The sequence below is a fragment of the Ferrovibrio terrae genome (assembly GCF_007197755.1).
In the GTDB taxonomy this organism is placed as follows: domain Bacteria; phylum Pseudomonadota; class Alphaproteobacteria; order Ferrovibrionales; family Ferrovibrionaceae; genus Ferrovibrio; species Ferrovibrio terrae.
In genome coordinates this window covers 430,312-456,868 of the sequence record NZ_CP041636.1, presented here as the reverse complement: position 1 = coordinate 456,868, position 26,557 = coordinate 430,312, and the positions used below count along the sequence as shown (strand labels likewise).

Sequence of the window (26,557 nt, the reverse complement as noted above, 5' to 3'; positions counted from 1 at the left end):
ATCAGCCGCGAACCGCCGCTTCGTGGCACACTGCGATGTCGAAGGCAGCGGCAATCAGCGCCTTGGTATAGTCGGTCTGTGGTGCATCGAATATCTGCTGCGCGCGATTTTCTTCCACCACCTTGCCGTCCTTCATCACCATCACGCGGTCCGACAACGCACGCACCACACGCAGGTCGTGGCTGATGAACAGATAGCCCAAGCCATGCTTCTGCTGCAGGTCGCGCAGCAGGTCGACGATCTGCGCCTGTACGCTCATGTCGAGCGCCGAAGTCGGTTCATCGAGCACGATGAATTTCGGCTTCAGCACGATGGCGCGGGCAATGGCGATGCGCTGGCGCTGGCCGCCGGAGAATTCATGCGGATAGCGATCCATGGCAGCCGGATCGAGGCCGACTTCAGTCAGTGCCTCGGCCACCATGGCGCGGCGCTCGGTTTCGTTGGCGCCGATGCCATGCACCTGCAGACCTTCCGAGACGATATGGAAGACCGACAGGCGCGGCGAGAGCGAGTCGAACGGGTCCTGGAAGACGATCTGCATGTCCTTGCGCAGGGGGCGCATTTCGCCCCAGCTGCGGCCCTGCAGTTCTTCGCCGCGGAAGCGGATGCTGCCTTCGCTGCGCTGCAGGCGCAGCAGCGCGTAGGCCAGCGTCGACTTGCCCGACCCGGACTCGCCAACCACTCCGAGCGTCTCGCCGGCGCGCACTGACAGGCTGATGCCATCGACGGCCTTGATATGACCCACCGTCCGGCGCAGCAGCCCGGCCGTGATCGGGAACCAGACTTTCACGTCCCTGGCCTCCATCACCACCGGGGCATTGATGGCGGCCGCAACGGCAGTACCCTTGGGCTCGGCGGCCAGCAATTTTTTTGTATAGGCATGCTGCGGCTGGCCGAAGACCTGCGCGACCGGGCCCTGCTCGACGATCTCGCCATTGGTCATGATGCAGACACGGTCGACGACTTTGCGCACGATATTCAGGTCATGCGTGATCAGCAGCATCGCCATGCCCATCTTCTGCTGCAGGTCTTTCAGCAGTTTCAGGATCTGCGCCTGGATGGTGACATCCAGCGCCGTGGTCGGCTCGTCGGCGATCAGCAGGTCGGGCTCATTGGCCAGCGCCACGGCGATCATCACGCGCTGGCGCTGACCGCCCGACAGCTGATGCGGATAGGCGCCCAGGCGTTTCTCGGCTTCGGGCAGGCCGACCAGCTGCAGCAGTTCCAGCGTGCGCGCACGGGCCGCTGCCGTGTTCAGGTGCTTGTGCAGGAACAGCACCTCGTTGATCTGCCGCTCAATCGTGTGCAGCGGATTGAGCGAGGTCATCGGCTCCTGGAACACCATGGCAATGCGGTTGCCACGGATGCGCTGCAGGGCGGCCGGCGGCACATTCAGCATCTCTTCGCCGCCGAAGCGGATCGAACCGTTCGGGTGGCTGGCCAGCGGATAGGGCAGCAGCTGCAGCACCGACAATGCCGTCACCGACTTGCCCGAGCCGCTTTCGCCGACCAGCGCCAGCGTCTCGCCGCGCGCGATCTCGAAGGAGACGTGCTTCACGGCGTCAACCGGGTTGTCCCCTTGGCCAAAGCGCACGCTCAGGTCTTTGACCAAAAGAAGGGCTGTGTCGGTCATTTGAAAATCTTGCGCGGGTCGAAGGCGTCGCGCACGGCTTCACCGATGAAGATCAGCAGGCTCAGCATCACAGCCAGCACGGCAAACGCCGTGATACCAAGCCAGGGCGCCTGGATGTTGGTCTTGCCCTGCGCCAGCAGCTCACCCAGCGATGGCGAACCCGGCGGCAGGCCGAAGCCGAGGAAGTCGAGCGCCGTCAGCGTCGTGATCGAGCCGTTCAGGATGAAGGGCATCATGGTCAGGGTCGCCACCATGGCATTGGGCAGCAGGTGGCGGAACATGATGGAGATATCGGACACGCCGAGCGCGCGCGCGGCGCGCACATAGCCGAAATTGCGGGCGCGCAGGAATTCGGCGCGCACCACGCCGACCAGCGCCATCCAGCTGAACAGCAGCATGATGCCGAGCAGCCACCAGAAATTCGGCTGCACCACGCTGGCCAGGATGATCAGCAGGTAGAGGGTCGGCAGGCCGGACCAGACTTCGATGAAACGCTGGAAGATCAGGTCGGTCTTGCCGCCGAAATAGCCCTGCACCGCGCCGGCGATCACACCGATCACCGAACTCAGCACGGTCAGCACCAGGCCGAACAGCACGCTGATGCGGAAACCGTAGATCAGCCGCGCCATCACGTCGCGGCCCTGGTCATCGGTGCCAAGGAGATTTTCCCCGGAAGGTGGCGAGGGTGCCGGACGGCCGAGGTCGTAGTTGATCGTGCGGTAGCTGTAGCGGATCGGAGTCCACAGAATCCAGCCGTCCTTTTCCCTGATCAGATCCCGCACGAACTGGTCGCGGTATTTCGCCTCGGTTTCGAAATCCCCGCCGAATGTGGTCTCGGGGTAGGCCTTCAGCACCGGCACATAATAGCCGCCATCGTATTTCACCAGCAGCGGCGAATCGTTGGCGATGAACTCGGCGAACAGGCTGAGCACGAAGAGAATGAGGAAAACCCACAGCGACCAGAAGCCGCGGCTATTGGCGCGGAAGTTGCGCCAGCGGCGGGCGTTGATCGGGCTGAGTTTGAGCGAAGCCATCTGCATCAGGCGTCGCGGCTCTCGAAATCGATGCGCGGATCGACCATCACATACATCAGGTCGGAGACCAAGTTCACGATCAGTCCCAGCAAGGTGAAGATGAACAACGAGCCGAACATGATCGGATAATCGCGTTTCAGCGCGGCCTCGAAGCCGAGCAGTCCAAGACCATCGAGCGAGAAGATCACCTCGATCAGCAGCGAGGAGGTAAAGAGAATGCCGATGAAGGCGCCGGGGAAGCCGGCGATCACGATCAGCATGGCATTGCGGAAGATATGGCCATAGAGCACGCGGCGCTCGCTCAGGCCCTTGGCCCGTGCCGTCAGCACATAGAGCTTGTTGATCTCTTCCATGAAGGAATTCTTGGTCAGCATCACCAGGCCGGCAAAGCCGCCGATCACCATGGCGACCACCGGCAGCACCAGGTGCCAGAAGTAATCCAGCAGCTTGCCCATCAGGCTGAGCTGCGCCCAGTTGTCCGAGGTCAGTCCTCGTAACGGGAACCACTGCACGAAGCTGCCGCCGGCAAACAGCACCACCAGCAGCACGGCGAACAGGAAGCCGGGAATGGCATAGCCGACCACGATGACGCCCGAGGTCCAGATATCGAAGCGGCTGCCGTCGCGCACTGCCTTGGCGATGCCGAGCGGGATCGAGATCAGGTAGACGATCAGCGTGGTCCACAGGCCGAGCGAGATCGAGACCGGCAGTTTCTCGAGGATCAGTTCGGTCACCGGCCGGTCCTTGAAATAGCTGACGCCGAAATCGAGCTGGACATACTGCTTTAGCATCAGCCACAGGCGCTCATGCGCCGGTTTGTCGAAGCCGAACTGCTTTTCGATGCGCTTGATGAATTCCGGGTCCAGGCCCTGTGCGCCGCGATAGCGCGCACTGGCACCCTCGGCCGCCTGGGCAAAACCGCCGGCGACGGCACCGCCGGTTTCGCCGCCGGTGCCGCCCGAGATGCGTGCGGTGCTGTCGGCGGCCGTGCCGGTGACCTGGGCGATCACCTGCTCGACCGGGCCGCCCGGGGCGAACTGCACGATGACAAAGTTGATCACCATGATGCCGAGCAGGGTCGGCAGGATCAGCAGCAGGCGGCGGAGGATATAGGCAAGCATCGGGCTAGTCTGTCACCTCTGACGCTGCAAGTTCAATGCCTTGTCCCTGGCGGGATCGATCCACCAGGTATCGACGAGTCCGACATCGTATATGGGCTTCCTGGCCGGACGATGGAAACGGTCCCAGTAGCCCAGCTTGAAGGTGCCGCTGTACCAGTGCGGCACCACATACCAGCCCCACATCAGCAGGCGGTCCAGCGCCCGTGTGGCGGCGCGCAATTCGTCGCGGTTGCGCGCCTTGACGATATGCTCGATCAGGTCGTCGGCCGCCGGGTCGTTGACGCCGGAGAAATTGAAGCTGCCGACCGTGCCGGCCGAGCGCGAGGCCCAGTAATTCCGCTGTTCGATGCCGGGCGTCAGCGGCTGCACGAAGCGGCGCGACATCACATCATAGTCAAAGCTGCGCATGCGGTTCTCGAAGGTAGAGATATCAACCACGCGGATCGAGATGTCGATTCCGATCCGCTCCAGGTTACGCGCGAAGGGGTTGATGATGCGCTGGAAGCTCGGCTCGTAGAGCATGAATTCCAGCTCGAAGGGCTTGCCTTTGGCATCGACCAGCTTGCCGTTGCTGATCTTCCAGCCGGCCTCCAGCAGCAGGGCTTGCGCCTTCTTCAGGTTGGCGCGGTTGTTGCCCGAGCCATCCGTCTGCGGCGGCTGGAATTCCCTGGTGAACAATTCCGGCGGCAGGCGGTCGCGATAGGGTTCGAGCAGTTCGAGTTCGGCCGGCGACGGCAGGCCGGTGGCGGCAAGGTCGGAATTCTCGAACATCGAGCGCGTGCGCTTGTACAGGCCGTAGAACAGCGTCTTGTTAGCCCATTCATAGTCATAGGCCAGGTTGATTGCCTGCCGCACGCGTGGATCGGCCAGATGCGATTTGCGGCTGTTGAGGAACCAGGCCTGCACGCCCGATGGCGTTTCGTCCTTGAAGACCTCGCGCTTCACCCTGCCGTCCTGGAATGCCGGCTTTGGCGTATAGCTGGTGGCCCAGTGCCGCGCGGTGACTTCCTCGCGGAAATCGTATTCGCCGGCAAAGAAGGCCTCGAAAGCGATTTCACGGTCGCGGTAATAGTCGTCGCGATACCAGTCGAAGTTATGGCGGCCGCGATTGACCGGCAGGTCCCTGGCCCACCAGTCCTTCACGCGCTCATACGTCAGACTGCGGCCGGCATCGACGCGGCTGATTCGATAGGGCCCTGAGCCGGGAATTGGCTCCATCGTCGGGCTGGCAAAGTCGCGGCCGGCGAACCAGGCCTTGGGCAGGATCGGCAGCTGCGCCACGGTCAACGGCAGGTCGCGGCGGCTTTCGGTCTCGGCGAAGCGGAACACCACGCGCAGGCGGCTTTCGGCGCGCACGCTGTCCACGTCGCGCAAAACCAGCTGATAGACCGGATGGCCGTCCTTCTTGGCGGCCTCCACGGTGAAGACAACGTCTTCAGCCGTCACCGGCGTGCCGTTGCTGAACTTCGCCTTCGGATTGATGTTGAAGGCAACCCAGCTGCGGTCGTCGGCCAGTTCTGCGCTTTCGGCCAGGTCGGCATAGACCGCGTCGGGCTCGTCCATGCCGCGCGCCATCAGGCCCTGAAAGGTGAGGCTGAGATTGCGCGCCATCACGCCTTTCAGGATCAGCGGATTGAGATTGTCGTAAGACTCGAGCTGCCAGGACCGCAGCTCGCCGCCCTTCGGCGCATCGGGATTCACATAGTCGAAATGGCGGAAGCCGGGCGGATGCTTCAGGTCGCCGAAGGCGGAGAGACCGTGGCGGGGTTGAGCCAGTGCCGGCGCGATCAGGCAAAGCGAGAGGAGGCCGATCGCACCGAGCAGTTTCACGCCGTCTGGCCCTTCATCAGCCGATCGAGCCGGGACTGCAGATGGGTTTTCACCGCCGGCCATTCGTTGGGCAGGATGCTGAAGACGACGGTGTCGCGCATTGAGCCATTGGCGCCGAGCTGGTGGTTGCGCAGGATGCCGTCCTGCTTGGCGCCGAGCCGGGCGATGGCCTCGCGGCTCTGGTGGTTGAAGAAATGCGTGCGGAATTCGACGGCGATGCAATCCAGCTTCTCAAAGGCATGTTCAAGCAGCAGAATCTTGCAGCGCGTGTTCAGCGGCGAGCGCTGCACGCTCTTGCGATACCAGGTCGAGCCGATCTCGACGCGGCGGTTGGCGGCATCTACATTCATATAGGTGGTCATGCCGACCGGCTTGCCAGCTAACTTTTTGTCGGCTTGCGTCTTGTCCAGCACGGTGAAGGGCAGCATGGAGCCTTTCTCCTGCAGCCCCAGCCGGCGGTCGATCTCGGCGGTCATGCCTTCGGGCTTCGGGATCAGCGTGTACCACAGGTTCCACAACTCGCCGTCTTTGACGGCTTCCACCAGCGGCGCATGATGGTCGTGGCTCAGCGGGACTAACGCGACGCCACTGTCTTCCAGGGTTACGGGGTTCAACCAGGTCATATCGTCTTTACTGCCTGCTGTTGGAAAGTTTGGCAGCCTTGGCGGGATCGACCCACCAGGCCATGACATCGACGCCGTTTTTGGGATTCTTTTCGGGCATGCCGAATTTGTCCCAGTAGGCGATGCGGTCGGCATTGTGGCCCAGTGTCGGCGCGATATACCAGTTCCAGGTCAGTGCGCGATCCAGCGCACGCACCGCTGGAATCAATGCAGCGCGCGAAGGTGCGGCGACCACCGCTTCGACCAGCGCATCGATGGCCGGGTTCTTGATGCCGGCATAATTGCGGCCGCCCGGATTGTCGGCGGCAGCGGATGTGTAATAGCTGCGCTGCTCGTTGCCCGGTGAATTCGACTGGCCCCAGCCGGAATAGATCACGTCGAAATCGAAGCTGCGGATGCGGTTGACGTACTGCGCGCTATCCACTGTGCGCATGTTCAGCGTGACACCAAGGCGCTGCAGCGCCTGCACCCAGGGGCCGCCCATGCGTTCATAGGTGGCGTCGCGCAGCAGCAGTTCCAGCACGAAGGGCTCGCCTTTGGGATTCACCAGCTTGCCGTTCTTCACCTCCCAGCCGGCCTCTTTCAGCAGCCGGGTCGCTTCGCGCAGATTCTTGCGATCCTGGCCCGAGCCATCCGAGCTCGGCGCCTTCCAGGCTGGACCGAAGACTTCCCTGGGCAGCTTGTCGCGCAGTGGTTCCAGCAGCTTCAGTTCCTCGGGCGAGGGCTCGCCGCGCGCGGCGAATTCGGAATTATCGAAATAGCTGTTCGGATGGTAGTAGGCGCCATAGGCCATATTCTTGTTGTACCACTCGAAGTCCCAGGCCAGCGCCAGCGCCTTGCGCACGCGCACATCCTGGAACTTGTCGCGCCGGGTATTGAAGATAAAGCCGCCAATGCCACCGGGGCGTTCGTGCTTGAATTCCTGCTTCTTTGCCAGGCCCTGCGTCATCGCGGGGAAGTCGTAGAACACCGACCATTCGCGCGCGCTGTTTTCGCCGCGGAAATCATACTGGCCGGATTTGAAGGCTTCGCGCGCCACCGTCTGGTCGCGATAGACGTCGTAGCGGATGCGGTCGAAATTGTAGCGGCCCTTGTTGATCGGCAGATCCTTGGCCCACCAGTCGTTGCGGCGCGTATAGGTGATGGTGCGGTTGGGCTCCACGCTCTCGATGCGATAGGGGCCCGAACCTTCCCACTTATCCAGCGTCACCTTGTCGAAGCCGCGCTTTTCCCAGTCGGCTTTCTGCAGCACCGGCAGCTGGCCCATGATCTGTGGCAGCTCGCGGTTCTTCGCCCCGCTGAAATGGAACTTCACCTTGCGGGGCGACAGGACCTCTGCCTTTTGAACATTGGCGTAGTAATGCTGCAGCATCGGTTCGCCGTTCAACTTGATCTGCTCAAAGCTCCAGGCCACGTCATCGGCGGTGATCGGCTTGCCGTTGGCCCATTTCGCTTCGGCGCGCAGGTTGAAGACGATCCAGCTCAGGTCTCCAGGCACTTCCACCGTCTCGGCGATCAGGCCGTATTCCGACAGGTCGTCATCGGGCGGCGAGGACATCAGCGTCTCGTAGACCATACCAAGGCCCGGCGCTTCGTCGCCTTTCGGGATGAAGGGATTGAGGCTGTCGAAGCCGGCCGGCGTGGAGAGCTTGAGTTCGCCGCCTTTGGGCGCGTTCACATTCACATAGTCGAGATGCGTGAAACCGGCCGGATATTTCGGCGCATCGCCCAAGGTGAGCGCGTGGCTGACTTTTCCTGACTGAGCCTGAACAGCGACGGGTGCGGACAGTGCGAGCGCAACGAGGGCGGCGGGCAGCAGTACGGATCGCATCAGTTTGCTCCAGTCAGCGTCACACTCCGGACAGGTATTCCATGGCCGCCTGGTGCAGCGCCGGATTTGCCGCAGCCAGAGCGCGGGAGCGACCGCGCATATCCAGCGGCTGGCCTTCCCAGTCGGTGATCACGCCGCCCGCGCCGGTGATCACCGGCACCAGGGCTGCGTAATCGTAAGGCTGCATCCGGCCATCCATCGCGATGTCGGCGAAACCTGAGGCCAGCATACCATAAGCAATGCAGTCGCCGGACATACGATTGATGCGGCAGGCCTTTCGCAATTTCGTGAACGCGGCCAGCTCGGCCTCGCTGAAACTGTCCACGTAAGTGGTCATCAGCACGGCATCGGACAGGCCGCGCTGCGCATTGGTGCGGGCCGGCTTGCCGTTGAACTCGGTCGGGCGGCCGGCGGCGCCGATCCAGCGGTCGGCCATGATCGGCTGGTCGATCACGCCCAGCACCGGGCGATTCTCGAAGGTCAGCGCGATCAGCGTGCCGAAGATCGGCAGGCCGGAGACGAAGCTCTTGGTGCCGTCGATCGGATCGAGAATCCACTGCCAGGCCGCATCGCTGCGCACCGGGCCGAATTCCTCGCCGAAAATGCCGTGCTCGGGGTAGCGCGCTTCGATCGCCTTGCGCATGACGGCTTCGGCATTTCGGTCGGCGATGGTGACGGGCGAGGCATCGGCCTTGCTGATCACATCGAAGCCGGTGCGGAAATGCGGCCGGATCTCGGCGCGGGCCAGCTCGGCCAGATGGTGGGCAAAGGCCACCAGCTCATCGGCTTTGGATGCAAAAAGGGCCGGGATGTCGGTCATGACAGGTCCCGGCCCTTTGAAATCGGATATCCGATCAATTCGGCCCGCTCAGTTGGGCAGGGGCTTCGGGCTGTCCGACAGCGAACGCAGATAGGCGATCAGGTCGCCGCGCTCCTTGGCGCTCTTGGCGCCGGCGAAGGCCATCTTGGTGCCCGGGGCATAGGCCTTCGGGTTCTTCAGGAAGGCGTAAAGGCTGTCGTAGGTCCATTCGCCGCCGGTCTTCTTCAGGCCGTCGGAATAGGCGAAGCCGGCCATGTGGCCCTTCGGCGCCTGCACGATGTCAAAGAGGTTCGGGCCGACCTTGGCCGGGCCGCCCTTTTCCACGCTGTGGCACGACGCGCACTTGCCAAAGGCCTTCTTGCCGGCATCGGCATTGGCCGAGGCCAGCACGGTGGCAACCGGCGGGTCCTGTTCCTGGACGGCAGCCGGAGCGCCGCCAGCCGGGGCTTCCTCTGGCACGTCGATCTTGAAAGCGGCTTCGGCGAGCTTCTTGGGGTGGATCAGCATGTTGCCGACCTGGTTGACGCCCATGATGATCAGCAGGCAGAACAGGACTGCGCCGGCGATCTTGTTGAGCTCGAAACTATTCATTGGGTCGGACTCCCGGGAACGGCATGCTGGTAGGGCCGTGAAACGGCTGGAAAATCGCCGGGAGATTACCGGCTTCCCCGACCCGTTCGCAACCCGTATATATCCGCACCAGTTGGGCCTGCGGCGGCTCCGGCTGCGGCGAAGTGCCGCACCGGGACGGTGCCGGAAACAGCTACGGGCCCGGTTCCGCCCGTCCCTTCGATCTCGCTGCTATTTCAAGGCCTAACCAGATGCCGGTAACCATGACTGCCGCGACCCCGAAAAACCCGATTGTCCTGATCCCGTCGCGGCTCGCTTCGACCCGGCTGCCCGACAAGCCGCTGGCCGATATCCATGGCCTGCCGATGATCGTGCATTGCCTGCGCCGCGCCCAGGAGGCCGGATTCGCCCGGGTCGCGGTCGCCTGCGGCGACCAGGCAATTGCGGATGCGATCCAGGCCCATGGCGGGGAAGCTGTGCTGACTGACCCCAATCATCCCTCGGGCTCCGACCGCATTTTCGAGGCGCTGCAGAAACTCGATCCCCAGGCACGGCATGACGCCGTGATCAACCTGCAGGGCGACCTGCCGGCCATCGATCCGAAGGTGATCTCGGCCGTGCTGACGCCTCTGGCCGATCCGGCCATCGACATCGCCACGCTGGCGACCCCCATCGTGGATCAGCATGAGGTGGACGACCGCAACGTGGTGAAGGCGGTGCTCAGCCTTGCGCCGGGTGAGACCATCGGCCGTGCGCTGTATTTCAGCCGCCGTCCGGTGCCGGGCGGTGAGGGGCCGCTGTGGCACCATATCGGCATCTACGCCTATCGCCGTGCTGCGCTGGAACGCTTTGTCTCGCTCAAGCCCTCGCCGCTGGAAAAGCGCGAGAGCCTGGAGCAGCTCCGCGCGCTGGAAAACGGCATGAGCATCGCGGCAGCCGTCGTTGACACGCTTCCGCTCGGTGTCGATACTCCGGCCGATCTCGCGCGCATCCGCGCCGCCATGCAGCCCAGATAATCCGCAAAAAATCGAGTCACGCCATGTCGCCTGTCGCCACCATCGCCACGGATGCCACCGATCCCGCAACGGTCGTGGCTTTTCAGGGTGCGCCCGGCGCCTATTCGCATCTGGCCTGCCGCGAGGCGCTGCCCGATCTGGTGCCGCTGCCCTGTGCAAGTTTTGAGGATGCCTTTGCGGCCGTGCGCGACGGCAAGGCGGCCTGCGGCCTGATCCCGATCGAGAATTCCACGGCCGGCCGTGTTGCCGACATTCACCAGCTGCTGCCTGAAGGCGGACTGTTCATCACGGCGGAGCATTTCCTGCGTGTGCGACACCAGTTGCTGGCGCCGAAATCGGCCAGCCTGAAGACGGTGAAGCGCGTTTACAGCCATGTGCAGGGCCTGTCGCAATGCCGCAAGGTGATCAAGGAACTGGGCCTTGAAGCGATTGTCGCCAGCGACACCGCCGGTTCGGCCAAGGATGTGTCCGAGCGCAACAGCAACGAGGAAGCCGCGATTGCCTCCTCGATTGCCGGTGAGCTGTATGGCCTGCAGGTGCTGCGTCCCGACATCGAAGACAACCACACCAACACCACGCGTTTCATCAAGCTGGAGCGCCAGCGCCGCGACCCTGCCGTCGATGCGCCGAACAGCCTGACCGCCATCATGTTCCGCGTGCGCAGCGTTCCCGCCGCGCTCTACAAGGCGCTTGGCGGCTTCGCCACCAATGGCGTCAACGTGGTGAAGCTGGAAAGCTACCTGTCCGACGGTTTTCAGGTCGCGGAATTCTATGCCGAGATCGAAGGCCATCCGGCGCAGAAGAACGTCGACCTGGCCCTGCAGGAACTGCAGTATTTCAGCTCCTCGCTGAACGTGATCGGTGTTTTCACCGCGCATCCGTTCCGCTCGCAGGACTGAGCGGCTTAAGCCTGCACAAACCTTCCAGACTGACGGCCGCCTGCATGCCGTAATACCGGCATGACTCCGGAACAGATCGCCGCCTTCTTCATCTTTGCGCTGGTCGCCGCCATCACGCCGGGGCCGAGCAACGTGCTGCTGACCGCCACCGGCATGCAGGCCGGACTGCTGCGCGGTCTGCCTTGTCTGTTTGGCGTCTCGGCCGGCATGGGCGCGATGATGTTCCTGGCCGCCTATGGCTTCGGCGCGCTGGTGCTGCAGCATCCGCAGATCCTGCAGGTGGTGCGCTGGCTCGGTGCCGCCTTCCTGCTCTGGCTGGCGTGGAAGATCGCATCGGCACCGGTGGGCGGTGGTCAGGGCGCCGAGGCGCCGCGCACCACCGGCTTCTTCGGCGCGGCCCTGCTGCAATGGGTCAATCCGAAAGCCTGGCTGGTCTCGGCCGGCGCGGTCGCCACCTATCTGCCGGGCGACGCTGATTCCGCCTTGCTCCGTGCCGCCGCTTTCGCGCTGGTCTTCGTCAGTGCCGCCCTGCCCAGCGGGTTCGTCTGGCTGGTTTTCGGCGCGGCGGCCCAGCGATTTTTGCGCGCTCCGCGCCGCCAGCGCGGCTTCAATCTCGCCATGGGACTGGCGCTCGCCGCCTCGGTTGTCATGATCCTGCGCTAGGCGTCGGAATTGACGATTTTGTGTGGGTCGATCGGTAAAATTTCATCACCGCGGCCAAGCTTCGCGGCATAATGCGCCGATGGTTCAAACCACGCGACGCCAGGCGATCATGATGACCGCAGCAACCCTGCTGCCAGGTGCATTCGCTGCGCGCGCTGCCAGCTTGCCGTCGGAAACCGAAGTGGTGATCGTCGGTGCTGGCCTTGCCGGTCTGGCGGCTGCGCGCATGCTGCAGGATCGCGGCCGCAACGTCGTGGTGCTGGAGGCGCGCGATCGCCTCGGCGGCCGCATCTGGACCAATACATCGGCGCTGGATTTCCCGGTAGATCTCGGTGCGTCGCTACTGCGCTCGGCCGACATCAATCCGCTGGCCATGGAAATACGCAATCGCGAAGCGCGCCTGCAGGCCGACGAAGGCGATTTCTGGCTGTTCGACCAGAACAGCAGCGGCGAACCGGCGCGCGATGCCGGCACCCAGGATTATGACGCGCTCGGCTTTGCCTATGACAAGATGGACGATGCCCTGCTCGATGCCCGCGCGTTGCGCAGCGATGTGGCGCTGGCCAGCCGGATCAAGCTGGACTCAAACGGCCCGGCCGGGCGCTGGATCGACCTGGCCCGGGCGCTGGCGGCACCGCTGCATGTCGGCGTCGAATTCCCGGCCCTGTCGGCGCTGGATGCGCCACGGCTGATCGGCACCGGCAACGACGCCTGGCTGCCGGGTGGCTTCGGCACCTGGCTCAACCAGTTTGCCGCCGACCAGCCGGTGTTCCGCAACCGCGCTGTCGTCCGCATCGACTGGGCCGGCACCGGCTCCGGCGGCGTCACGGTTGCCACTGCCGAAGGCCATGTGCGCGCCGAGGCCTGCATCGTCACCGTGCCGCTCGGCCTGCTCGGCGCCAAGGACGGCATCGTGTTCCAGCCCGGCCTGCCCGAGCCACAGCGCGAGGCGCTCAGTCGCATGACCATGGGCGTGATCGACCGCATTGCCCTGCAATACGAGGGCGGCAGTTTCGACGCGCCGGCCAACACGCAGGCGCTGCTGCGCGCACATGGCAGCCGCGCGATGAGCCTGCGTCTGAACGCGCAGGGCATGCCGCTGGTGATCGCGCAGGTCGGCGGCGATTATGCGCGCGACCTCGAAGGGCGCGGCGAGGCGGCCATGATCGCCGCTGCCCGCAGCCAGGTCCGCGCCATGCTGGGCGAGGCGGTGGACCGCAAATTCGTCAAAGGCGTCGCCTCGCATTGGGGCAGCGATCCCTGGAGCCGCGGCGCGGTCGCGGCCGCAAAACCCGGTTTCGCCACGGCGCGGCGCAATGCCGGCCGCGCGCTCACCAGCAATGCCGGCCGCGCCCGCGTGCTGTTCGCCGGCGAGGCCTTCGCGCCGGTCGACTGGATCGGCTCGGCCGCCGGCGCCTGGCTCTCGGGCCGCGTGGCGGCGACGGAAGCGTTGCGGGTTCTGGGGTGAATTTCGCCGGACCAATATGGTCCGGCTTGCTCTCGCAGCGCCGGCGGCAGGATACTCGCCGCCCTCATCCCTCATTCCTCAGCAGAGCCGCATCATGAAATTCCGCAATCTCGGCACCTCCGGTCTTCTGGTTTCCGAAGTCGGCCTCGGCTGCAACAATTTCGAAATGCGGCTCGATCTCGAAGCCTCGCGCAAGGTGATCCACAAGGCGCTCGATCTCGGCATCACGCTGTTCGATACCGCCGACATCTACGGCAACAAGGGCGGCTCCGAGACGCAGATGGGCAAGATCCTCGGCGCGCGCCGCAAGGACATCGTGCTGGCGACCAAATTCGCCATGCCGATGGATGACAGCGGCAAGAAGGTCGGCGCGTCGCGCGCCTATATCATGAAGGCGGTGGAAGACAGCCTGACGCGCCTGCAGACCGACTGGATCGACCTCTATCAGCAGCACCAGCCCGATCCGCGCACGCCGATCGACGAGACTTTGCGCGCGCTGGACGACCTGATCACCCAGGGCAAGGTGCGCTATATCGGCAATTCGAATTTCTCCGCCTGGCAGCTTGCCGATGCCGACTGGACTGCGAAGCAGCTCGGCACGCATCGCTTCGTCTCGGCGCAGGACGAACTCAGCATGGTGTTCCGCAAGGCCGAGATCGAGCAGCTGAATGCCTGCGGCCGTTTCGGGCTCGGCTTCCTGCCGTTCTTCCCGCTCGCCTCGGGGCTTCTCACTGGCAAGCACAAGGCCGGGTCGGCCGCCGAAGGCTCGCGTCTGGCTAATACCGAGCGCCTCGCCAACCGCTACATGACGGCGGGCAACATGGCGACCATCGAACGCCTGCGCGGCTGGTGTGATGCGCGCGGCTGGAGCATGACCGAACTGGCTTTCGCCTGGCTGCTGGCCAAGCCGCAGGTCTCCAGCGTGATCGCCGGCGCCACCAAACCCGAACAGCTCGAGCAGAATGTGCAGGCCGGCGCACGCGTGCTGTCGGGTGATGAACTGGCCGAGGTGAACACGCTGCTCGACCCGGTGCCGTTTGCTGCTTAATGGCAGCGCCTGATCAGTAGCCGGCCCTAATAGCCACCTCGGCCGCTGGCCATGTCCTCGCGCATCTGCGCGGCATAGTCGCGGTAATCCACTTCGAGCGTATAGCGCGCGCTATCGACATAGCGCCGCTTCACGCCGCGCCAGTGTTCGCGCAGCTCGGCCCGCATCGCATCTTTCGAGGGCAGCGTGATCTCGCCGGCCAGCACGCCGGCGAGCCAGCGCGACTGGATTTCCACCAGCGGGATCGTCGCACCGATCGGCTGCACCAGACCGGCGAAATACAGCCCCGGCCGCTCCAGCGCCAACATGCGGCGATAGAGCTGCGGCGCCTCATTGTCCTTCACGGCGAAGATTGCCGGATCGAGGAAGGGGAAGCTCGTCTTGTACCCGGTGGCGTAGATGATGGCGTCGAAATCCTCGGCGCTGCCATCGGCGAAGCTGACGCGGCTGCCGTCCAGCTTTGCCACGTTGGGTTTCACCCTGATCCAGCCATGGCCGATATAAGGCAGCAGTTCCTGGCTGATCGTCGCGTGCTCGCGCCACATCGGGTGCTTCGGTGTCGGCATGCCGTAGCGGCGCTGGTCGCCGACGGTGAGATACATCAGCCTGTTGACGATCATGCGGCTCAGTACCGTGGGCAGTTTCAGCTTGCGCGAGAAGAAAGCGCCCCAGCGATCCGTGGGAATGCCCATGATGTATTTCGGCATGATCCAGGCGCCGCGCCGCGTCGATAATGTGACGCTGGCTGCGCGGCGGCACAGATCGACGGCGATATCGACCGCCGAATTGCCGATGCCGACCACCAGCACTCGCTTGTCGTCGAAGGGCGCGGCGGTCTTGTAGGCATGGGAATGAATCTGCGGGCCCTCGAACTGGCCGGGGAAATCCGGCAGCCGCGTATCCCACAGATGACCGTTGGCGACGATCACGGCGCTGTAGGCCAGCGTCTCGCCGCTGTCGAGCGTCACCGCCCATTCCCCGCTCCCGACAGGCTCCACTTTAGTGACGCTGGTGCGGAAGCGGATATGCGACCGGATGCCGAATTTTTCCGCGTAAGAGTCGAGATACTGCATCACCTGCCAGTGCGAGGGAAAATCCGGCAGGTCGTCTGGCGTCGGGAAATCGGGATACTGCAGATTCTTGCGGCTGGTATCGATATGCAGGCTGCGATAGGCGGCCGACACGCCGTTGTCGTTGTTGTAACGCCAGTTGCCGCCGATATCCGAACCCTTCTCGAAACAGTCAAAGTCCAGGCCCTTCTGCTTCAGCGCCTTGGCCACGGCAATGCCCGACGAGCCTGCGCCGATGATGCAGAACTTTTTCGTTGTCATGGCGCGTCCTTCAGCCAGGCGTCGATGATTTCGGTGATGCTGGCGTCGGACAGGATGCCGAGCTGGCGCGCCCGCGCCGACTCAAATCGCGCCGGCCAGCCGTCCACGATTTTCTGCATCTGCGCATCCGGGCGCCAGTTCACCTGGCCGGGCTTGCGCTGCGGATAGCCTTGTACGGCCGACGCCATCTCGGCGGCGGTCACGCTGAGCGCCGGCAGGTTGAAAGCGCGGAGAGCGCCAATTGTATCTGCTGACAGGTCATGCAGCTTCAGCAATGCGCGCACCACGGCCTGTACCGAGACGACGGGCAACACGGTTTCTGGTTTGAACGGGCAATCGACATCTCGGCCATTCAGCGGCTCGCGCAGGATCGCTGCCACACTGTCGGAAACCGAGGGCGCGGCTTTCGGCCGGATCACCACGATGGGCAGGCGCAAGGCCCGGCCATCCAGCATGCCATGACGGCTCTGGTCGCTGATCAGCTGTTCGGCGATCACCTTATGCGCGCCATAGGAGGTCTGCGGCGTCTGCGCGGTCGTATCGTCCACCACCCCGGGCAGTGTGCCGCCAAACGTGGCAATCGAGCTGGCGAAGATGAAACGTGGCGCGGTCTTCTGCGCGCGGCAGAGGTCCAGCAGCCCGAGCAGGCTCAGCACATTGGTCTCGATACCCAGCGCGATGTCGCGTTCGGCCTCGGTGGTCAGCGCGGCCGCGAGATGGAACAGGCTGCCGACGCCGCCCTCGAACAGTTGCTGGCGATAGCCGGCGTCGCGCAGGTCACCAATCAGTTTGCGGATCGGGATGCTTCCTGTGCCGGTGGAGGGGGCGGCGAAATCGACGTGATCGGCCAGCACGAGTTCGGAGATCGGGGCAGGGGCTTCGCCGGGCCCCATGAGTTGGCCTTGCCTGATCAGGGCGGCAGTCAGCTTGCGGCCGATGAATCCGGCGGCGCCGGTGATGACAACGCGCATGTGCTCTCCCTCAGCAGCTTATTTAATCCGTATCGGGAGATGTCATGCAATCGCGCGGCCGGCGAAAATGCTTTCCGCGCGCGTCATGCCGTTGCGGAAGTCCCTCACCCCAATCCTCTCCCGCGATAGCGGGAGAGTGAGGATATTACCAATAAAAAGAAAAAGGCCGGTCATCGCTGACCGGCCTTCATCACGTGGAATGCACCACGCGTCTTATTCCGGCTCGATCCCGGCGGCCTTCACCACCTTGGCCCATTTCTCGGTTTCGCTGCTGACGAAATCGGCCAGTTCCTTGCGGCTGCTCGACTTGGGCTCGATGCCGGCGGCCATCAGCCTGGCCTGAATCTCCTTGTCGGCCACCGCGCCCGCCATCGCCTTCTGCAGACGGTCGGCAATCGCGGCGGGCGTTTTGGCCGGCAGCCAGGCGGCGAACCAGGCGGTGATCTCGTAGCCCGGCACGCCTTCGCTGGCGATGGTGGGCAGGCCCGGCGCCACCGGCGACGGCCCCTTGGTCGACACGCCCAGCGCCTTCACCTTGCCGGCCGCGGCCTGCGGCAGCGTGGTGGAGACATCGGCGATCATCAACTGCACCTGACCGCCCAGCAGGTCGGTCACCGCCTGCGGATTGCTCTTGTAGGGCACATGCACGATGTCGGTGCCGGTCATAACCTTGAACATCTCGACGCCGATGCGCGCCGAGCTCGATCCGGCACCGAAGCTCAGCTTGCCCGGATTGGCCTTGGCATAGGCGATCAGTTCCTTGACGTTCTTCGCCGGCACCGAAGGGTTTACCACCAGCGCCATCGGAATGGTGCCCAGCAGGGTGACGGTCTCGAAATCCTTCACCGCATCGTAGGGCAGCTTCTTCAGCATGCTCTGGTTGGCGGCATGCGTGGTATTGGTCGAGATCAGCAGTGTGTAGCCGTCCGGCTCGGCCTGCGCCACTTTCTGCGCGGCGATCACGCCGCTGCCGCCGGCGAGGTTCTCCACCACCACCGCCTGCTTCAGCTCCTTGCCGATATGGTCGCCGACCACGCGGGCCACCGTATCGGTGGCGCTGCCGGCGGCAAACGGCACGATGAACTTGATCGGCTTGTTCGGATAGTTGCTCTGCGCCAAAGAAGATGTGGATAGAGCAGGCAAAGCGATGGCCGTGGCGGCCAAGAGTGCAAGCGATGACAGGATGCGCATGGTTTCCTCCGTTTATGATTGATCTGTAAGCAGGGACTGAAGCAATGAAGCAGGCAGGCTGACAGGCAGGGTCAGCAGTTTGAAGGACAGCGTCTTGCCATGGCCATCGAGGCCGAGGCTGGCATTCACGCCGCCGTCCAGCACATGGTCGAGCACGAAGTTGAAGGCCCAGAGTTTCGGCAGCTCATAGCGCTGCACGCGGCCGACCTTGCGGCTGGAAAACAGTTCGGCCACACGTTCGGTGGTGACCTGCTGAGCCACAATGTCGAAAAACTCCGGGCGATAGCAGATCAGTGCGATATTCAGCCGGTTGCCCTTGTCGCCGGAGCGGGCATGCGCGATCCGATGCAGCTGAATGTCGCTCATGGCGCCAGTTCCACGCTGGGCGACACGAGGTCGCGTTCGATCAGGCAGGAGGCGCTGGCCAGTTGCGGCACCAGATGCCGCCGCACGCCGCCGCCGCCGGCCGGACCGGCCACATAAAGCGCCTCCACCTCGGCCAGCAGCAGTTTTGCGACGTCTGCATCCGTGTGGCGCGTGGCAAAGCGCACGCGCAGGTCGTCAGCTTCTGTGGTCGCCGCGGCAAGGTCGTGGCCGGCACTGTCGCCGAAACTGCTGACCACGCCGATGATGTCGGCGCGAATGCTCAAGTCCGGCTGCAGAACCGCCATGCGTTTGCGGATGATGTCGATGGCCAGCCGCGCGCGCGCCGTGGCATTCGGCCCGGCATAGGAAATCTCGGCCTCGGCGAACCAGCCGGCCTCGAAACAGACCGTGGCCTTCAGCGTCGCGGGACGGGCATGGCCGCGCGCACCGGTCACGCGCACGCGATCTGGTCCCTGCTGCGCCAGTTCCACTTCGGTCAGGTCGAGGATCACGTCGGGCGTCAGATAGGCGGCGGGATCGTGGATCTCGTAAAGTACCTGTTCCTTCACGGTGCGCAGATCCACCACGCCGCCGCTGCCGGCCGGCTTGGTGATCACGGCCTTGCCGTCGGCCTGCACTTCGGCGATGGGATAACCCAGCCGGTCGAGATCGGGCGCGTCCTTGCAGCCTGGATCAGCGAAATAACCGCCGCTCACCTGCGGGCCGCATTCCAGCAGATGGCCCACCAGCGTGCCCGCCGCGAGCCTGTCCCAGTCGTCCCAGCTCCAGCCGAAGGCATGTGCCAGCGGACCCAGCACCAGCGCCGGATCGGCAACGCGGCCGGTTACCACGATATCGGCGCCGGCCTCCAGCGCCTGTGCAATCGGCTGCGCGCCGAGATAGGCATTGGCCGCGACGATGTCTTTCCTGTCTTTGAGCAGCGCGCCATCGGTTTCGCGCGCGGTGAGGTCTGCGGGTGTCAGCCGGGCGCTGAGATCGTCGCCGGTGACAACTGCGATCTTGGCGTCCCGGAAGCCCAGATCCTGCGCCAGGACGCGCAGGTGGTGCGCGGCGGCCTGCGGATTGGCGGCGCCGAAATTGCCGATGATGCGGATGTTGTGCTGCAGGCAGAGTTTCAGCACTGGCTGCACCAGGCCCGTGAGATTGGCGCTGTAGCCTGTGGCCGGGTCGCGGCGGCGGTCGAGCTGCGCCAGCGCCAGCGTACGTTCGGCCAGCATCTCGAAAATCAGGAATGCCGGGATACCCTGTCGGCTTGCCACAGCCAGCGCTTCGGCCACCGCGACGGCGGCGCCCGGCCGGTCGCCGGCAAAACCCGCGCCTGCGCCGATATGAACTGTCGTGGCTGGCAAAGTCTGCCCCGTGGTTTCCTCGGGCGACAGGATGCGAAAACTGACCTATAACGTCCAATATATAAGAAATATGGATTTATAACCCATGACTATCAATCTCACGCTGCGCCAGCTCGAGCTTTTCACCGCCACGATGCGTGAAGGCAGTTTCACGCAGGCGGCCGAAAAGCTGCGCATTTCACAGCCGGCACTGAGTACGGCGATCCGCAAGATCGAAGTCGAACTGGGCCTGACATTGTTCGACCGCACCACGCGCAGCGTGCAGCCTACGCCCGATGGCCGGCATCTTTTCGCCGTGGCCGAAGACCTGCTGCGCGATTTCAAGGTGTCGATGCAGGGCGTGGCCGAACGCGCCAGCGGGTTGCATGGCCGGCTCACGCTGGCGGTGCTGCCATCCGTCGCGGCCTCGATCCTGCCGCGTGCGCTGATGCAACTGCAGCGCAAATATCCTGGCATCGATGTGGCGATCCGTGATGTGATGCATGAACGCGCGGTGGCGATGGTGGCCGATGGTCTCGCCGATTTCGCCGTCACCACGCGGATCGCTGAAACTGCCGCGCTCGCCTATGATGAAATCGGCGCCGACCGCATCCATCTGGTCTGCCGCGACGATCATGTGCTGGCCAAGGGAAAAGGCGCGCTGCCGTGGAGCGCGCTGGAAGGCCATGCCTATGTGGCGATGGCGGGTTCGACCTCGGTGCGCCGGCTGGCCGATGCCGTGCTGCTGCAGGCCGATTTCGCGCTGCAGCCGCGTTTCGAGGTCGAGCAGATCGCCTCCTGCATCGCGCTGGTCTCAGCCGGCCTCGGTGTCACCGCTTTGCCGGCGCTCACTTTCTCGATGTTCGCCTCGGATCGTCTGACCATGCGGCCGCTGACCGGGCCGACGATCAGTCGCCAGATCGGCTTCCTGCAGCTGAAAGGCCGGCAACTGTCGGCGCCTGCGGTGGCGCTGGCCGGGGAAATCCGCGGCGCCTACGGCAAGCGCTGATCAGGGTCGCGTCAGCACCAGCACATCCCAATGCACGGTATCGCGGCTCAGCATGTCGCCGCGCGTGCCGTGATACAGCAGTTCGATCCCATAGGGTTGCGCCGCCGCAATCACGTCTTCAGCCGATACCTCGAACATGCGCCGGCCGGGCGGCACCGGGCCGTGGCGCAAGGTCATCGCCAACCGTCCGTCATTGGCCAGCAGCGGCGCCACGGCCTGCATGGCAGCGCCGCGTTCGGTCGCGTCGAGATGCATCCACACGGCGGTCAGCATGATCAGGTCGTAGCTCTCGCCGCGCGCGGCGAGCTGCGGCAGTTGCGGCAGGGCATCGTCGATCCAGGTGATGTCGAGGCCGGCATGCAGGCGCTGGCCATGCGCGGCCATTTCCGCGGTCGGCTCTGCCGCCGTTACGCGGAAGCCGCGGCGGGCGAGGGCGGCGGCATCGCGTCCGGTGCCGGCGCCGATATCCAGCGCGCGGCCAGCTGCTGGCAGCAGATGCAGTATCTGGCCATGCACCTCCTCGAAGGTGATGCTTTCATACTGCACGACCAGTTGGTCGGCGATGGAGGCATAGCCGGCCGTGCTGTCGCGCATGCAGCCTTCAGGCGATGATGTCGGGAATGAGAAGGTTTTCGATACGGGTGATCTGATCCTTCAGCGACAGCTTGCGCTTTTTCATGCGCTGGATCTGGATCAGGTTCAGGCTCGGCTGCTCGGCCAGCGCCGTGATGGCATCGTCGAGGTCGCGGTGCTCGGCCCGCAGGTCGGCCAGTTTGCCCTGCAAGTCCTCGGTGTCGATCGGACCCGGAAAATTCATTGTGCCGCTGGCCTACCCTAAAACCCGGAAACCCCGCTACCATAGCATGAATGACCGACTCTGGCACAGGAACGAAAATGCCCGAACCGCCGAAAGCGGGGCGGAAAACCGCCATTGCCGAGGTTGCTGCCTCCGGACCGGAGGGCAGTCAGGCCGGATTCTGGGCCTTTTCCCTCAGCCTCTATGACCGGCCCGGGGCGGCCCAGGCCTGTCTGGCCCTGCAGGACCGTTTCGGCGCCGATGTGAACCTGCTGCTGCTCGGCTTCTGGCGGGCGCGACGCGGCTATGCCGGCTGGGCCGATGCCGAACTGGGCCGGGTGGAGTCTGCCGTCGCCCCGGTCAATGCCGTGCTGCAGCCGTTGCGTGAGGCGCGGCGCGGCCTGAAAAGCCTGTGCGAGATCGAACCGACGGCGGACGCGCTGTATGCCGAGATCAAGGCGCTGGAACTGAAGCTGGAACAGGTGGCGCAGGTCTGGCTGGCAGCCGCCAGTCGCGTCGGCCCGGCGCAGCGCAGCGCAAAGAGTCCGCCGGATCGGGATGACGAGATCGAGGCGGCAGCAGTGCATCTGGCGGCTTATCTCGAACGCATTGCAGCCGGGGATCAGGCGGCGCTGCAGCTTGGCGCCGATCTGCTGAGGATCGCGTTCAGCTAGCAGCCATTTTAAGCGGACGGGCGGCCGGTCCAGCGTTTCACCAGGCCGGCATCCAGTCCGAAGAGATCAAGCACGCGGCCGACCGTGTGGTTCACCAGATCGTCAAGGCTTTTGGGCTGTGCATAGAAGCCTGGCATCGGCGGCGCGATGATCGCGCCGATTTCGGTGGCCGCCGTCATGTTGCGCAGATGCCCCAGATGCAGCGGCGTCTCGCGCGGCACCAGCACCAGGCGACGACGCTCTTTCAGGGTCACGTCCGCTGCGCGGCTCAGCAGTGTCGTCGTCACGCCGGTTGCGATCTCGGCCAGCGTCTTCATCGAGCAGGGCAGGATCACCATGCCCAGCGTCTGGAACGAACCCGACGATATCGCCGCGCCGATATCGCCGACCGCATAAACCGTATGCGCCAGCGCCTTCACATCCTTGATCGTATGCGATGTTTCGTAGGCGATGGTCATTTCGGCGGCGCGGCTCAGCACCAGATGCGACTCGATGCCACTTCCTTTGAGCGCTTCCAGAAGACGAATGCCGTAAATTACACCTGACGCGCCGGTGATGCCGACCACGAGGCGACGTTGCGCTGGTGCACGTACTGCTGCGGTTGCGAATTGTCCCGTCTTTGCTGCGGCTTGGCTGCGTTTCCGGACGGCGGTGACGGCAAGCGCGGCCTTGCCGGCTGCACGCTTGGCGGCCGTTTTGGAAGATGTTTTCTGTATGCGGCGCATGCCACGACTCATTTGCTGGAGAATTTATTTTCTTTGGGGCTGACAAAGCGAAAAGGCAGTGCTTAACTTAGTGACAGGCGCGCCACCGATGCGGTCGCGCCTCCGTCAGGGCGACCGCAGTCGAACTGGTTGACGCGCTCCAAACCGGAAGGAGGAGCCTGCGATGAATAATCCGGCGCATCTGGATACTCTCGTCGAAAAACATCATGCCCTGCAAGCGGCGATCGATGACGAGAGCCACCGCCCCCTGCCCGACCAGGTCCGCGTGACCCAGCTCAAGCGCGAAAAACTCAAACTCAAAGAAGAGATATCACGCAGCGCATAGTGGTGGGGCCGGGCCCTGATCATTTCAGGGCCCAAGCTCACTTGAGAGCCCTGGCCCGCTCGCGCAGTTCAAATTTCTGAATCTTGCCCGTCGAGGTTTTCGGCAACTCGCTGAACACCACGGTCCGTGGCACCTTGAACTTCGCAAGCCGCTCCTTGCAGAAGGCGATGATCTCTGCGTCCGTCACATTGGCGCCATTGCGCAGGGTGACGAAGGCGCAGGGCGTCTCGCCCCAATGCTCGTCCGGACGCGCCACCACTGCGGCCTCGACGATATCGGGATGCATGTACAGCACGCCCTCGACTTCGATGGTGGAGATATTCTCGCCGCCCGAGATGATGATGTCCTTCGAGCGGTCCTTGATCTGCATGTAGCCGCCGGGGTGCAGCACGCCGAGGTCGCCGGAATGAAACCAGCCGCCGGCGAAAGCCTCCTGCGTCGCCTTGGGGTTCTTCAGGTAGCCCTTCATCACGACATTGCCGCGGAACATGATCTCGCCCATGGTCTCGCCGTCTTCCGGCACGCGCTGCAGGGTCTGCGGATCCAGCACGGTGACGTCTTCTTCCACGTGATAGCGCACACCCTGGCGCGCCTTCATCGCGGTCTTCTCGGGCAGCGGCAGATCGTCCCAGTCTTCATGCCAGTCACAGACCACGGCGGGGCCGTAGACTTCGGTCAGGCCATACACATGCGTGACGTCGAAGCCCATCTTTTCCATGGCCGCCAGCACCGCGGCCGGTGGCGCCGCCCCGGCCGTCATGCATTTGACCCCGGGCTGCAGCTTGGCGCGCACGTTGTCGGGCGCATTGATCAGCATGGTCAGCACGGTCGGCGCGCCGCAGAAATGCGTCACGCCATGCTGCAGGAAACTGTCGAAGACCAGCGCGGGATCCACCTTACGCAGGCAGACATGCACGCCGGCCAGCATGGTGATGGTCCAGGGGAAGCACCAGCCGTCGCAATGGAACATCGGCAGCGTCCACAGATAGCGCGGATGCTTGGGCAGGTTCCAGGTCACCGCATTGCCCACGGTATTCAGATAGGCACCGCGATGATGCGTCACCACGCCTTTCGGGTTGCCGGTCGTGCCCGAAGTATAGCCGAGCGAGATGGCGTCCCATTCATCGGCCACGCCGCGCCACCCCCAGTCAGGATCGCCGCTCGCCAGAAACGCTTCGTATTCGATCTCGCCGAACAACTCGCCGGTGCTGCACAGATGATCGTCGATATCGATCACCAGCGGCCTGGCCTTCGACTGCGCCAGCGCCGCTTTCACGGTGGCGCTGTATTCGCGGTCGGTGAACAGGATTTTGGCTTCGCCATGTTCCAGGATGAAGGCGATGGCGGCGGCATCCAGCCGTGTGTTGATCGCGTTGATCACCGCCCCGGTGGCGGGGATGCCAAAATGCGCTTCCAGATGCGCCGGTGTGTTGGGCGCCATGATCGCGACTGTGTCGCCGCGTTTGATGCCGCGCTGTTCCAGCGCCGAGGCGAGCCGGCGGCAGCGTTCGTAAAGTTCGATGTAGCTGTAGCGCAGCTTGCCGTGGATCACCGCCAGCTGGTTGGGGAAAACCTCGGCGGTGCGGCGCAGGAAGCTGAGCGGCGACAGCGCCTCATAATTGGCGCGATTTTTGTCGAGGTCGCGATCGTAAATTGTCGTCATCTGGCGCTGTTCCCCTGCCTTTGCGCCAAGCTAGAGCAAACCATACGCCTGCGGCAACACTTGAGCCTGTTGGACAGGGGGCAGATGGAAAATGCTGTCTTTTAGAACAGTTTCAGGCCGAGGCCGTCGTAGAGTAGCTTCAGCCCGACAATGAACACAAAGACATAGACGATGCGGTAAAATAGCGCGTCGCTCATTTTGTGGTGCAGCCACATGCCGAGATAGACGCCGCCGACCGCCACCGGCACCAGCACCGCGCCGGTCGCCAGGTTGCCGGGTGTGAACTGGCCCAGCCACCAGTAAGGGATCAGCTTCACGTAATTCACCACGGCGAAGAAGATGATCGTGGTGCCAACGAAGATGGTCTTGTCCAGGCGCTGCGGCAGCAGATAGACCTGCAGCGGCGGGCCGCCGGCATGGGCGATGAAGCTGGTGAAGCCGGAACAGGCGCTCCAGAACAGGCCCTTCAGCGTATTGGGCTGGGTCGGCGCATCCTGGCCGCGCTTGAGCCATTTCTGCAGGGCAAAGGCCACCGCCACCGCGCCGACGATCACCTGCACGCCGGAATCGCTGACATAGCCGGCTGTGGCCGTGCCGATGGCGATGCCGACCATCGCGCCGGCCAGGATGATCTTCATGTTGCGGCGGTCCCATTTGCCGCGGAAGCCCCAAAGCCCGGCCAGGTCCATGGCGCAGAGCACCGGCAGCATGATGGCGGCGGCCTGGATCGGCGGCAGCACAAGTGCCAGCAGCGGCAGGGCGATCAGGCTGGTGCCGGGGCCGAATCCGCCCTTGCTCATGCCGGTGATCAGCACGGCGGGAAACGCCGCAGCGTAAAACCATGGATCGGCAATCATGGGGAACGATTCGGGCATGGATGTGGCCGGAATGAATTGGGGGGTGTTCGGTTGCGTGCGGGGGGCGCGAAGTTTATCTTCCATATCAACTTCACGCGCCACCCCCAAGCACCAGCCAATCTAAAGCAGCAGACAGGCTCTATTCTGACGGACAGGATGCAGACCGGACTCCCCGCAGCCATTGCCGCCATGGAACAGGCGATCCTTCGCCTGGATGCCGCGCTGGCCCAGCGCGCTGCGGCCTTTCGCCGGTTGTCCGAGCAGCATGGCCTGATGGCCGGCGATACCAAGACACTTCGCGATGAGCTGCAGGCGGCGCGCGACGAGGCCGATGGCCTGCGCGAGCGTGCCGCCCTGGTCGATGCGCTGCGTGCCGAACTGGCGCAATTCCAGGATGCCGCCGAAGCCGCGCCGTCCCAGGATGCGGTCGAAGACAGCCTGGCCGCGCATGCCGCCGAACTGGCGACGCGCGACACCGAGATCGCCGTGCTGCGCGCGGAAATCGACACGCTGCGCAGCGAACTGGCGGCGCGGGCAGAGACAGCCGCGGCTGCGGCCAAAATAATCCCGGTGGCCGAAGTGGCCGGCGATGTGGCTGCATTGAAGGCCGAACTGGCGGCGGCCTGTGCCAGCCGCGATGAGATGCAGGCTTTCCAGTCGGGCGTTGCCGCACGGCTGGAAGCGACCATGGCGCGACTGCGCCAGGCGCTCGATGCCCAGGCCCAAGTTTAACGGACGGAGGCA

27 protein-coding genes are annotated in these 26,557 nt (G+C 64.2%); 9 read left to right on the top strand and 18 right to left on the bottom strand.

Annotation, left to right across the window (positions count from 1 at the left end; genetic code table 11):
* Position 1: 1 nt before the first annotated feature.
* Genes FNB15_RS02175 through FNB15_RS02140 form a run of 8 tightly spaced genes read right to left on the bottom strand, consistent with a single transcriptional unit; the run spans position 2 to position 9,483 of the window.
* Positions 2-1,633, bottom strand: coding sequence for an ABC transporter ATP-binding protein (locus FNB15_RS02175; RefSeq protein WP_144067140.1), 1,632 nt, complete (start codon positions 1,631-1,633; stop codon positions 2-4).
* Entirely contained in the window at positions 1,630-2,667 is a 1,038-nt protein-coding gene (locus tag FNB15_RS02170) for an ABC transporter permease (RefSeq protein ID WP_144067139.1), read from the bottom strand. The genes FNB15_RS02175 and FNB15_RS02170 overlap by 4 nt, the downstream gene beginning before the upstream one ends.
* Before the next feature lie 5 nt (positions 2,668-2,672).
* Entirely contained in the window at positions 2,673-3,788 is a 1,116-nt protein-coding gene (locus FNB15_RS02165) for a microcin C ABC transporter permease YejB (protein ID WP_144067138.1), read from the bottom strand.
* A gap of 12 nt (positions 3,789-3,800) precedes the next feature.
* The gene (locus tag FNB15_RS02160; RefSeq protein ID WP_246068767.1) at positions 3,801-5,618 is read right to left on the bottom strand and encodes an extracellular solute-binding protein; all 1,818 of its coding nucleotides are present in this window, start codon (positions 5,616-5,618) and stop codon (positions 3,801-3,803) included.
* Positions 5,615-6,241: a GNAT family N-acetyltransferase gene (locus tag FNB15_RS02155; RefSeq protein WP_144067136.1), complete on the bottom strand. Its 627-nt coding sequence runs from the start codon at positions 6,239-6,241 to the stop codon at positions 5,615-5,617. Before FNB15_RS02155 ends, FNB15_RS02160 begins: the two co-directional genes overlap by 4 nt.
* 7 nt (positions 6,242-6,248) lie before the next feature.
* A complete protein-coding gene (locus FNB15_RS02150) occupies positions 6,249-8,072 on the bottom strand; it encodes an extracellular solute-binding protein (RefSeq protein ID WP_144067135.1) in 1,824 nt (607 codons plus the stop codon).
* Positions 8,073-8,091: 19 nt separating this feature from the next.
* On the bottom strand, positions 8,092-8,892 hold the full coding sequence (gene hisN, locus FNB15_RS02145) for a histidinol-phosphatase (RefSeq protein ID WP_144067134.1): 801 nt from the start codon (positions 8,890-8,892) through the stop codon (positions 8,092-8,094).
* Between the two features lie 48 nt (positions 8,893-8,940).
* Positions 8,941-9,483 (bottom strand): c-type cytochrome, encoded by a 543-nt coding sequence (locus FNB15_RS02140; protein WP_144067133.1) that lies wholly within the window; start codon positions 9,481-9,483, stop codon positions 8,941-8,943.
* A gap of 242 nt (positions 9,484-9,725) precedes the next feature.
* Here FNB15_RS02140 and FNB15_RS02135 point away from each other — a divergent pair, with 242 nt between their 5' ends.
* The 5 genes from FNB15_RS02135 (at position 9,726) to FNB15_RS02115 (ending at position 14,556) form a co-directional block, all read left to right on the top strand.
* Complete coding sequence (locus tag FNB15_RS02135) at positions 9,726-10,478, top strand: 3-deoxy-manno-octulosonate cytidylyltransferase (RefSeq protein WP_144067132.1); 753 nt, start codon at positions 9,726-9,728, stop codon at positions 10,476-10,478.
* A gap of 23 nt (positions 10,479-10,501) precedes the next feature.
* A complete protein-coding gene (locus tag FNB15_RS02130) occupies positions 10,502-11,377 on the top strand; it encodes a prephenate dehydratase (RefSeq protein WP_144067131.1) in 876 nt (291 codons plus the stop codon).
* 60 nt (positions 11,378-11,437) lie between these two features.
* A complete protein-coding gene (locus FNB15_RS02125; RefSeq protein WP_144067130.1) occupies positions 11,438-12,040 on the top strand; it encodes a LysE family translocator in 603 nt (200 codons plus the stop codon).
* Between the two features lie 79 nt (positions 12,041-12,119).
* Positions 12,120-13,508: a flavin monoamine oxidase family protein gene (locus FNB15_RS02120; RefSeq protein ID WP_144067129.1), complete on the top strand. Its 1,389-nt coding sequence runs from the start codon at positions 12,120-12,122 to the stop codon at positions 13,506-13,508.
* Positions 13,509-13,602: 94 nt separating this feature from the next.
* On the top strand, positions 13,603-14,556 hold the full coding sequence (locus tag FNB15_RS02115; protein WP_144067128.1) for an aldo/keto reductase: 954 nt from the start codon (positions 13,603-13,605) through the stop codon (positions 14,554-14,556).
* 26 nt (positions 14,557-14,582) lie between these two features.
* Here FNB15_RS02115 and FNB15_RS02110 read toward each other — a convergent pair whose 3' ends face one another.
* From FNB15_RS02110 to FNB15_RS02090, 5 genes are all read right to left on the bottom strand, one after another.
* Positions 14,583-15,887, bottom strand: a complete 1,305-nt coding sequence (locus FNB15_RS02110; protein WP_144067127.1) for a flavin-containing monooxygenase — start codon at positions 15,885-15,887, stop codon at positions 14,583-14,585.
* Positions 15,884-16,858: an NAD-dependent epimerase/dehydratase family protein gene (locus tag FNB15_RS02105; protein WP_144067126.1), complete on the bottom strand. Its 975-nt coding sequence runs from the start codon at positions 16,856-16,858 to the stop codon at positions 15,884-15,886. The genes FNB15_RS02110 and FNB15_RS02105 overlap by 4 nt, the downstream gene beginning before the upstream one ends.
* 213 nt (positions 16,859-17,071) lie before the next feature.
* Positions 17,072-18,049, bottom strand: coding sequence for a Bug family tripartite tricarboxylate transporter substrate binding protein (locus FNB15_RS02100; protein ID WP_144067125.1), 978 nt, complete (start codon positions 18,047-18,049; stop codon positions 17,072-17,074).
* A 12-nt stretch (positions 18,050-18,061) separates the two neighbouring features.
* On the bottom strand, positions 18,062-18,415 hold the full coding sequence (locus FNB15_RS02095) for an AtuA-related protein (RefSeq protein ID WP_144067124.1): 354 nt from the start codon (positions 18,413-18,415) through the stop codon (positions 18,062-18,064).
* A complete protein-coding gene (locus FNB15_RS02090; RefSeq protein ID WP_144067123.1) occupies positions 18,412-19,785 on the bottom strand; it encodes an acyclic terpene utilization AtuA family protein in 1,374 nt (457 codons plus the stop codon). Before FNB15_RS02090 ends, FNB15_RS02095 begins: the two co-directional genes overlap by 4 nt.
* Before the next feature lie 85 nt (positions 19,786-19,870).
* Between FNB15_RS02090 and FNB15_RS02085 the strand changes: the two genes are divergently transcribed.
* Positions 19,871-20,773, top strand: coding sequence for a LysR family transcriptional regulator (locus tag FNB15_RS02085; RefSeq protein WP_144067122.1), 903 nt, complete (start codon positions 19,871-19,873; stop codon positions 20,771-20,773).
* On the opposite strand, the gene FNB15_RS02080 is transcribed toward FNB15_RS02085, so the two are convergent.
* The gene (locus tag FNB15_RS02080; RefSeq protein WP_144067121.1) at positions 20,774-21,367 is read right to left on the bottom strand and encodes a class I SAM-dependent methyltransferase; all 594 of its coding nucleotides are present in this window, start codon (positions 21,365-21,367) and stop codon (positions 20,774-20,776) included.
* A 7-nt stretch (positions 21,368-21,374) separates the two neighbouring features.
* Positions 21,375-21,590, bottom strand: coding sequence for a YdcH family protein (locus FNB15_RS02075; RefSeq protein WP_144067120.1), 216 nt, complete (start codon positions 21,588-21,590; stop codon positions 21,375-21,377).
* A 77-nt stretch (positions 21,591-21,667) separates the two neighbouring features.
* On the opposite strand from FNB15_RS02075, the gene FNB15_RS02070 reads away from it, so the two are divergent.
* Positions 21,668-22,243, top strand: a complete 576-nt coding sequence (locus tag FNB15_RS02070) for a TIGR02444 family protein (RefSeq protein WP_185973677.1) — start codon at positions 21,668-21,670, stop codon at positions 22,241-22,243.
* A gap of 8 nt (positions 22,244-22,251) precedes the next feature.
* On the opposite strand, the gene FNB15_RS02065 is transcribed toward FNB15_RS02070, so the two are convergent.
* The gene (locus FNB15_RS02065; RefSeq protein WP_144067118.1) at positions 22,252-22,968 is read right to left on the bottom strand and encodes a UbiX family flavin prenyltransferase; all 717 of its coding nucleotides are present in this window, start codon (positions 22,966-22,968) and stop codon (positions 22,252-22,254) included.
* Between the two features lie 163 nt (positions 22,969-23,131).
* Here FNB15_RS02065 and FNB15_RS02060 point away from each other — a divergent pair, with 163 nt between their 5' ends.
* Positions 23,132-23,293 carry a YdcH family protein gene (locus tag FNB15_RS02060; RefSeq protein WP_144067117.1) on the top strand — a complete coding sequence of 54 codons (162 nt, stop codon included), beginning with the start codon at positions 23,132-23,134 and terminating at the stop codon, positions 23,291-23,293.
* Positions 23,294-23,330: 37 nt separating this feature from the next.
* On the opposite strand, the gene FNB15_RS02055 is transcribed toward FNB15_RS02060, so the two are convergent.
* Both FNB15_RS02055 and FNB15_RS02050 read right to left on the bottom strand, forming a co-directional pair.
* On the bottom strand, positions 23,331-24,956 hold the full coding sequence (locus FNB15_RS02055) for an acyl-CoA synthetase (protein WP_144067116.1): 1,626 nt from the start codon (positions 24,954-24,956) through the stop codon (positions 23,331-23,333).
* 101 nt (positions 24,957-25,057) lie between these two features.
* Positions 25,058-25,831, bottom strand: a complete 774-nt coding sequence (locus tag FNB15_RS02050) for a sulfite exporter TauE/SafE family protein (protein WP_246068766.1) — start codon at positions 25,829-25,831, stop codon at positions 25,058-25,060.
* Between the two features lie 138 nt (positions 25,832-25,969).
* Here FNB15_RS02050 and FNB15_RS02045 point away from each other — a divergent pair, with 138 nt between their 5' ends.
* Positions 25,970-26,545 (top strand): hypothetical protein, encoded by a 576-nt coding sequence (locus FNB15_RS02045; RefSeq protein WP_144067115.1) that lies wholly within the window; start codon positions 25,970-25,972, stop codon positions 26,543-26,545.
* The last annotated feature ends 12 nt before the right edge of the window (positions 26,546-26,557 follow it).

Excerpts from the sequence above, each read along its gene's own strand:
- FNB15_RS02050 (WP_246068766.1), bottom strand. The coding sequence starts at position 25,831 with ATGCCCGAATCGTTCCCCATGATTGCCGATCCATGGTTTTACGCTGCG.
- FNB15_RS02045 (WP_144067115.1), top strand. The coding sequence starts at position 25,970 with ATGCAGACCGGACTCCCCGCAGCCATTGCCGCCATGGAACAGGCGATC.
- FNB15_RS02060 (WP_144067117.1), top strand. The coding sequence starts at position 23,132 with ATGAATAATCCGGCGCATCTGGATACTCTCGTCGAAAAACATCATGCC.
- FNB15_RS02065 (WP_144067118.1), bottom strand. The coding sequence starts at position 22,968 with ATGCGCCGCATACAGAAAACATCTTCCAAAACGGCCGCCAAGCGTGCA.
- FNB15_RS02085 (WP_144067122.1), top strand. The coding sequence starts at position 19,871 with ATGACTATCAATCTCACGCTGCGCCAGCTCGAGCTTTTCACCGCCACG.
- FNB15_RS02120 (WP_144067129.1), top strand. The coding sequence starts at position 12,120 with ATGGTTCAAACCACGCGACGCCAGGCGATCATGATGACCGCAGCAACC.
- FNB15_RS02055 (WP_144067116.1), bottom strand. The coding sequence starts at position 24,956 with ATGACGACAATTTACGATCGCGACCTCGACAAAAATCGCGCCAATTAT.
- FNB15_RS02155 (WP_144067136.1), bottom strand. The coding sequence starts at position 6,241 with ATGACCTGGTTGAACCCCGTAACCCTGGAAGACAGTGGCGTCGCGTTA.
- hisN (WP_144067134.1), bottom strand. The coding sequence starts at position 8,892 with ATGACCGACATCCCGGCCCTTTTTGCATCCAAAGCCGATGAGCTGGTG.
- FNB15_RS02100 (WP_144067125.1), bottom strand. The coding sequence starts at position 18,049 with ATGCGCATCCTGTCATCGCTTGCACTCTTGGCCGCCACGGCCATCGCT.
- FNB15_RS02075 (WP_144067120.1), bottom strand. The coding sequence starts at position 21,590 with ATGAATTTTCCGGGTCCGATCGACACCGAGGACTTGCAGGGCAAACTG.
- FNB15_RS02095 (WP_144067124.1), bottom strand. The coding sequence starts at position 18,415 with ATGAGCGACATTCAGCTGCATCGGATCGCGCATGCCCGCTCCGGCGAC.
- FNB15_RS02150 (WP_144067135.1), bottom strand. The coding sequence starts at position 8,072 with ATGCGATCCGTACTGCTGCCCGCCGCCCTCGTTGCGCTCGCACTGTCC.
- FNB15_RS02175 (WP_144067140.1), bottom strand. The coding sequence starts at position 1,633 with ATGACCGACACAGCCCTTCTTTTGGTCAAAGACCTGAGCGTGCGCTTT.
- FNB15_RS02130 (WP_144067131.1), top strand. The coding sequence starts at position 10,502 with ATGTCGCCTGTCGCCACCATCGCCACGGATGCCACCGATCCCGCAACG.
- FNB15_RS02115 (WP_144067128.1), top strand. The coding sequence starts at position 13,603 with ATGAAATTCCGCAATCTCGGCACCTCCGGTCTTCTGGTTTCCGAAGTC.
- FNB15_RS02110 (WP_144067127.1), bottom strand. The coding sequence starts at position 15,887 with ATGACAACGAAAAAGTTCTGCATCATCGGCGCAGGCTCGTCGGGCATT.
- FNB15_RS02140 (WP_144067133.1), bottom strand. The coding sequence starts at position 9,483 with ATGAATAGTTTCGAGCTCAACAAGATCGCCGGCGCAGTCCTGTTCTGC.
- FNB15_RS02165 (WP_144067138.1), bottom strand. The coding sequence starts at position 3,788 with ATGCTTGCCTATATCCTCCGCCGCCTGCTGCTGATCCTGCCGACCCTG.
- FNB15_RS02080 (WP_144067121.1), bottom strand. The coding sequence starts at position 21,367 with ATGCGCGACAGCACGGCCGGCTATGCCTCCATCGCCGACCAACTGGTC.
- FNB15_RS02070 (WP_185973677.1), top strand. The coding sequence starts at position 21,668 with ATGCCCGAACCGCCGAAAGCGGGGCGGAAAACCGCCATTGCCGAGGTT.
- FNB15_RS02125 (WP_144067130.1), top strand. The coding sequence starts at position 11,438 with ATGACTCCGGAACAGATCGCCGCCTTCTTCATCTTTGCGCTGGTCGCC.
- FNB15_RS02105 (WP_144067126.1), bottom strand. The coding sequence starts at position 16,858 with ATGCGCGTTGTCATCACCGGCGCCGCCGGATTCATCGGCCGCAAGCTG.
- FNB15_RS02135 (WP_144067132.1), top strand. The coding sequence starts at position 9,726 with ATGACTGCCGCGACCCCGAAAAACCCGATTGTCCTGATCCCGTCGCGG.
- FNB15_RS02170 (WP_144067139.1), bottom strand. The coding sequence starts at position 2,667 with ATGGCTTCGCTCAAACTCAGCCCGATCAACGCCCGCCGCTGGCGCAAC.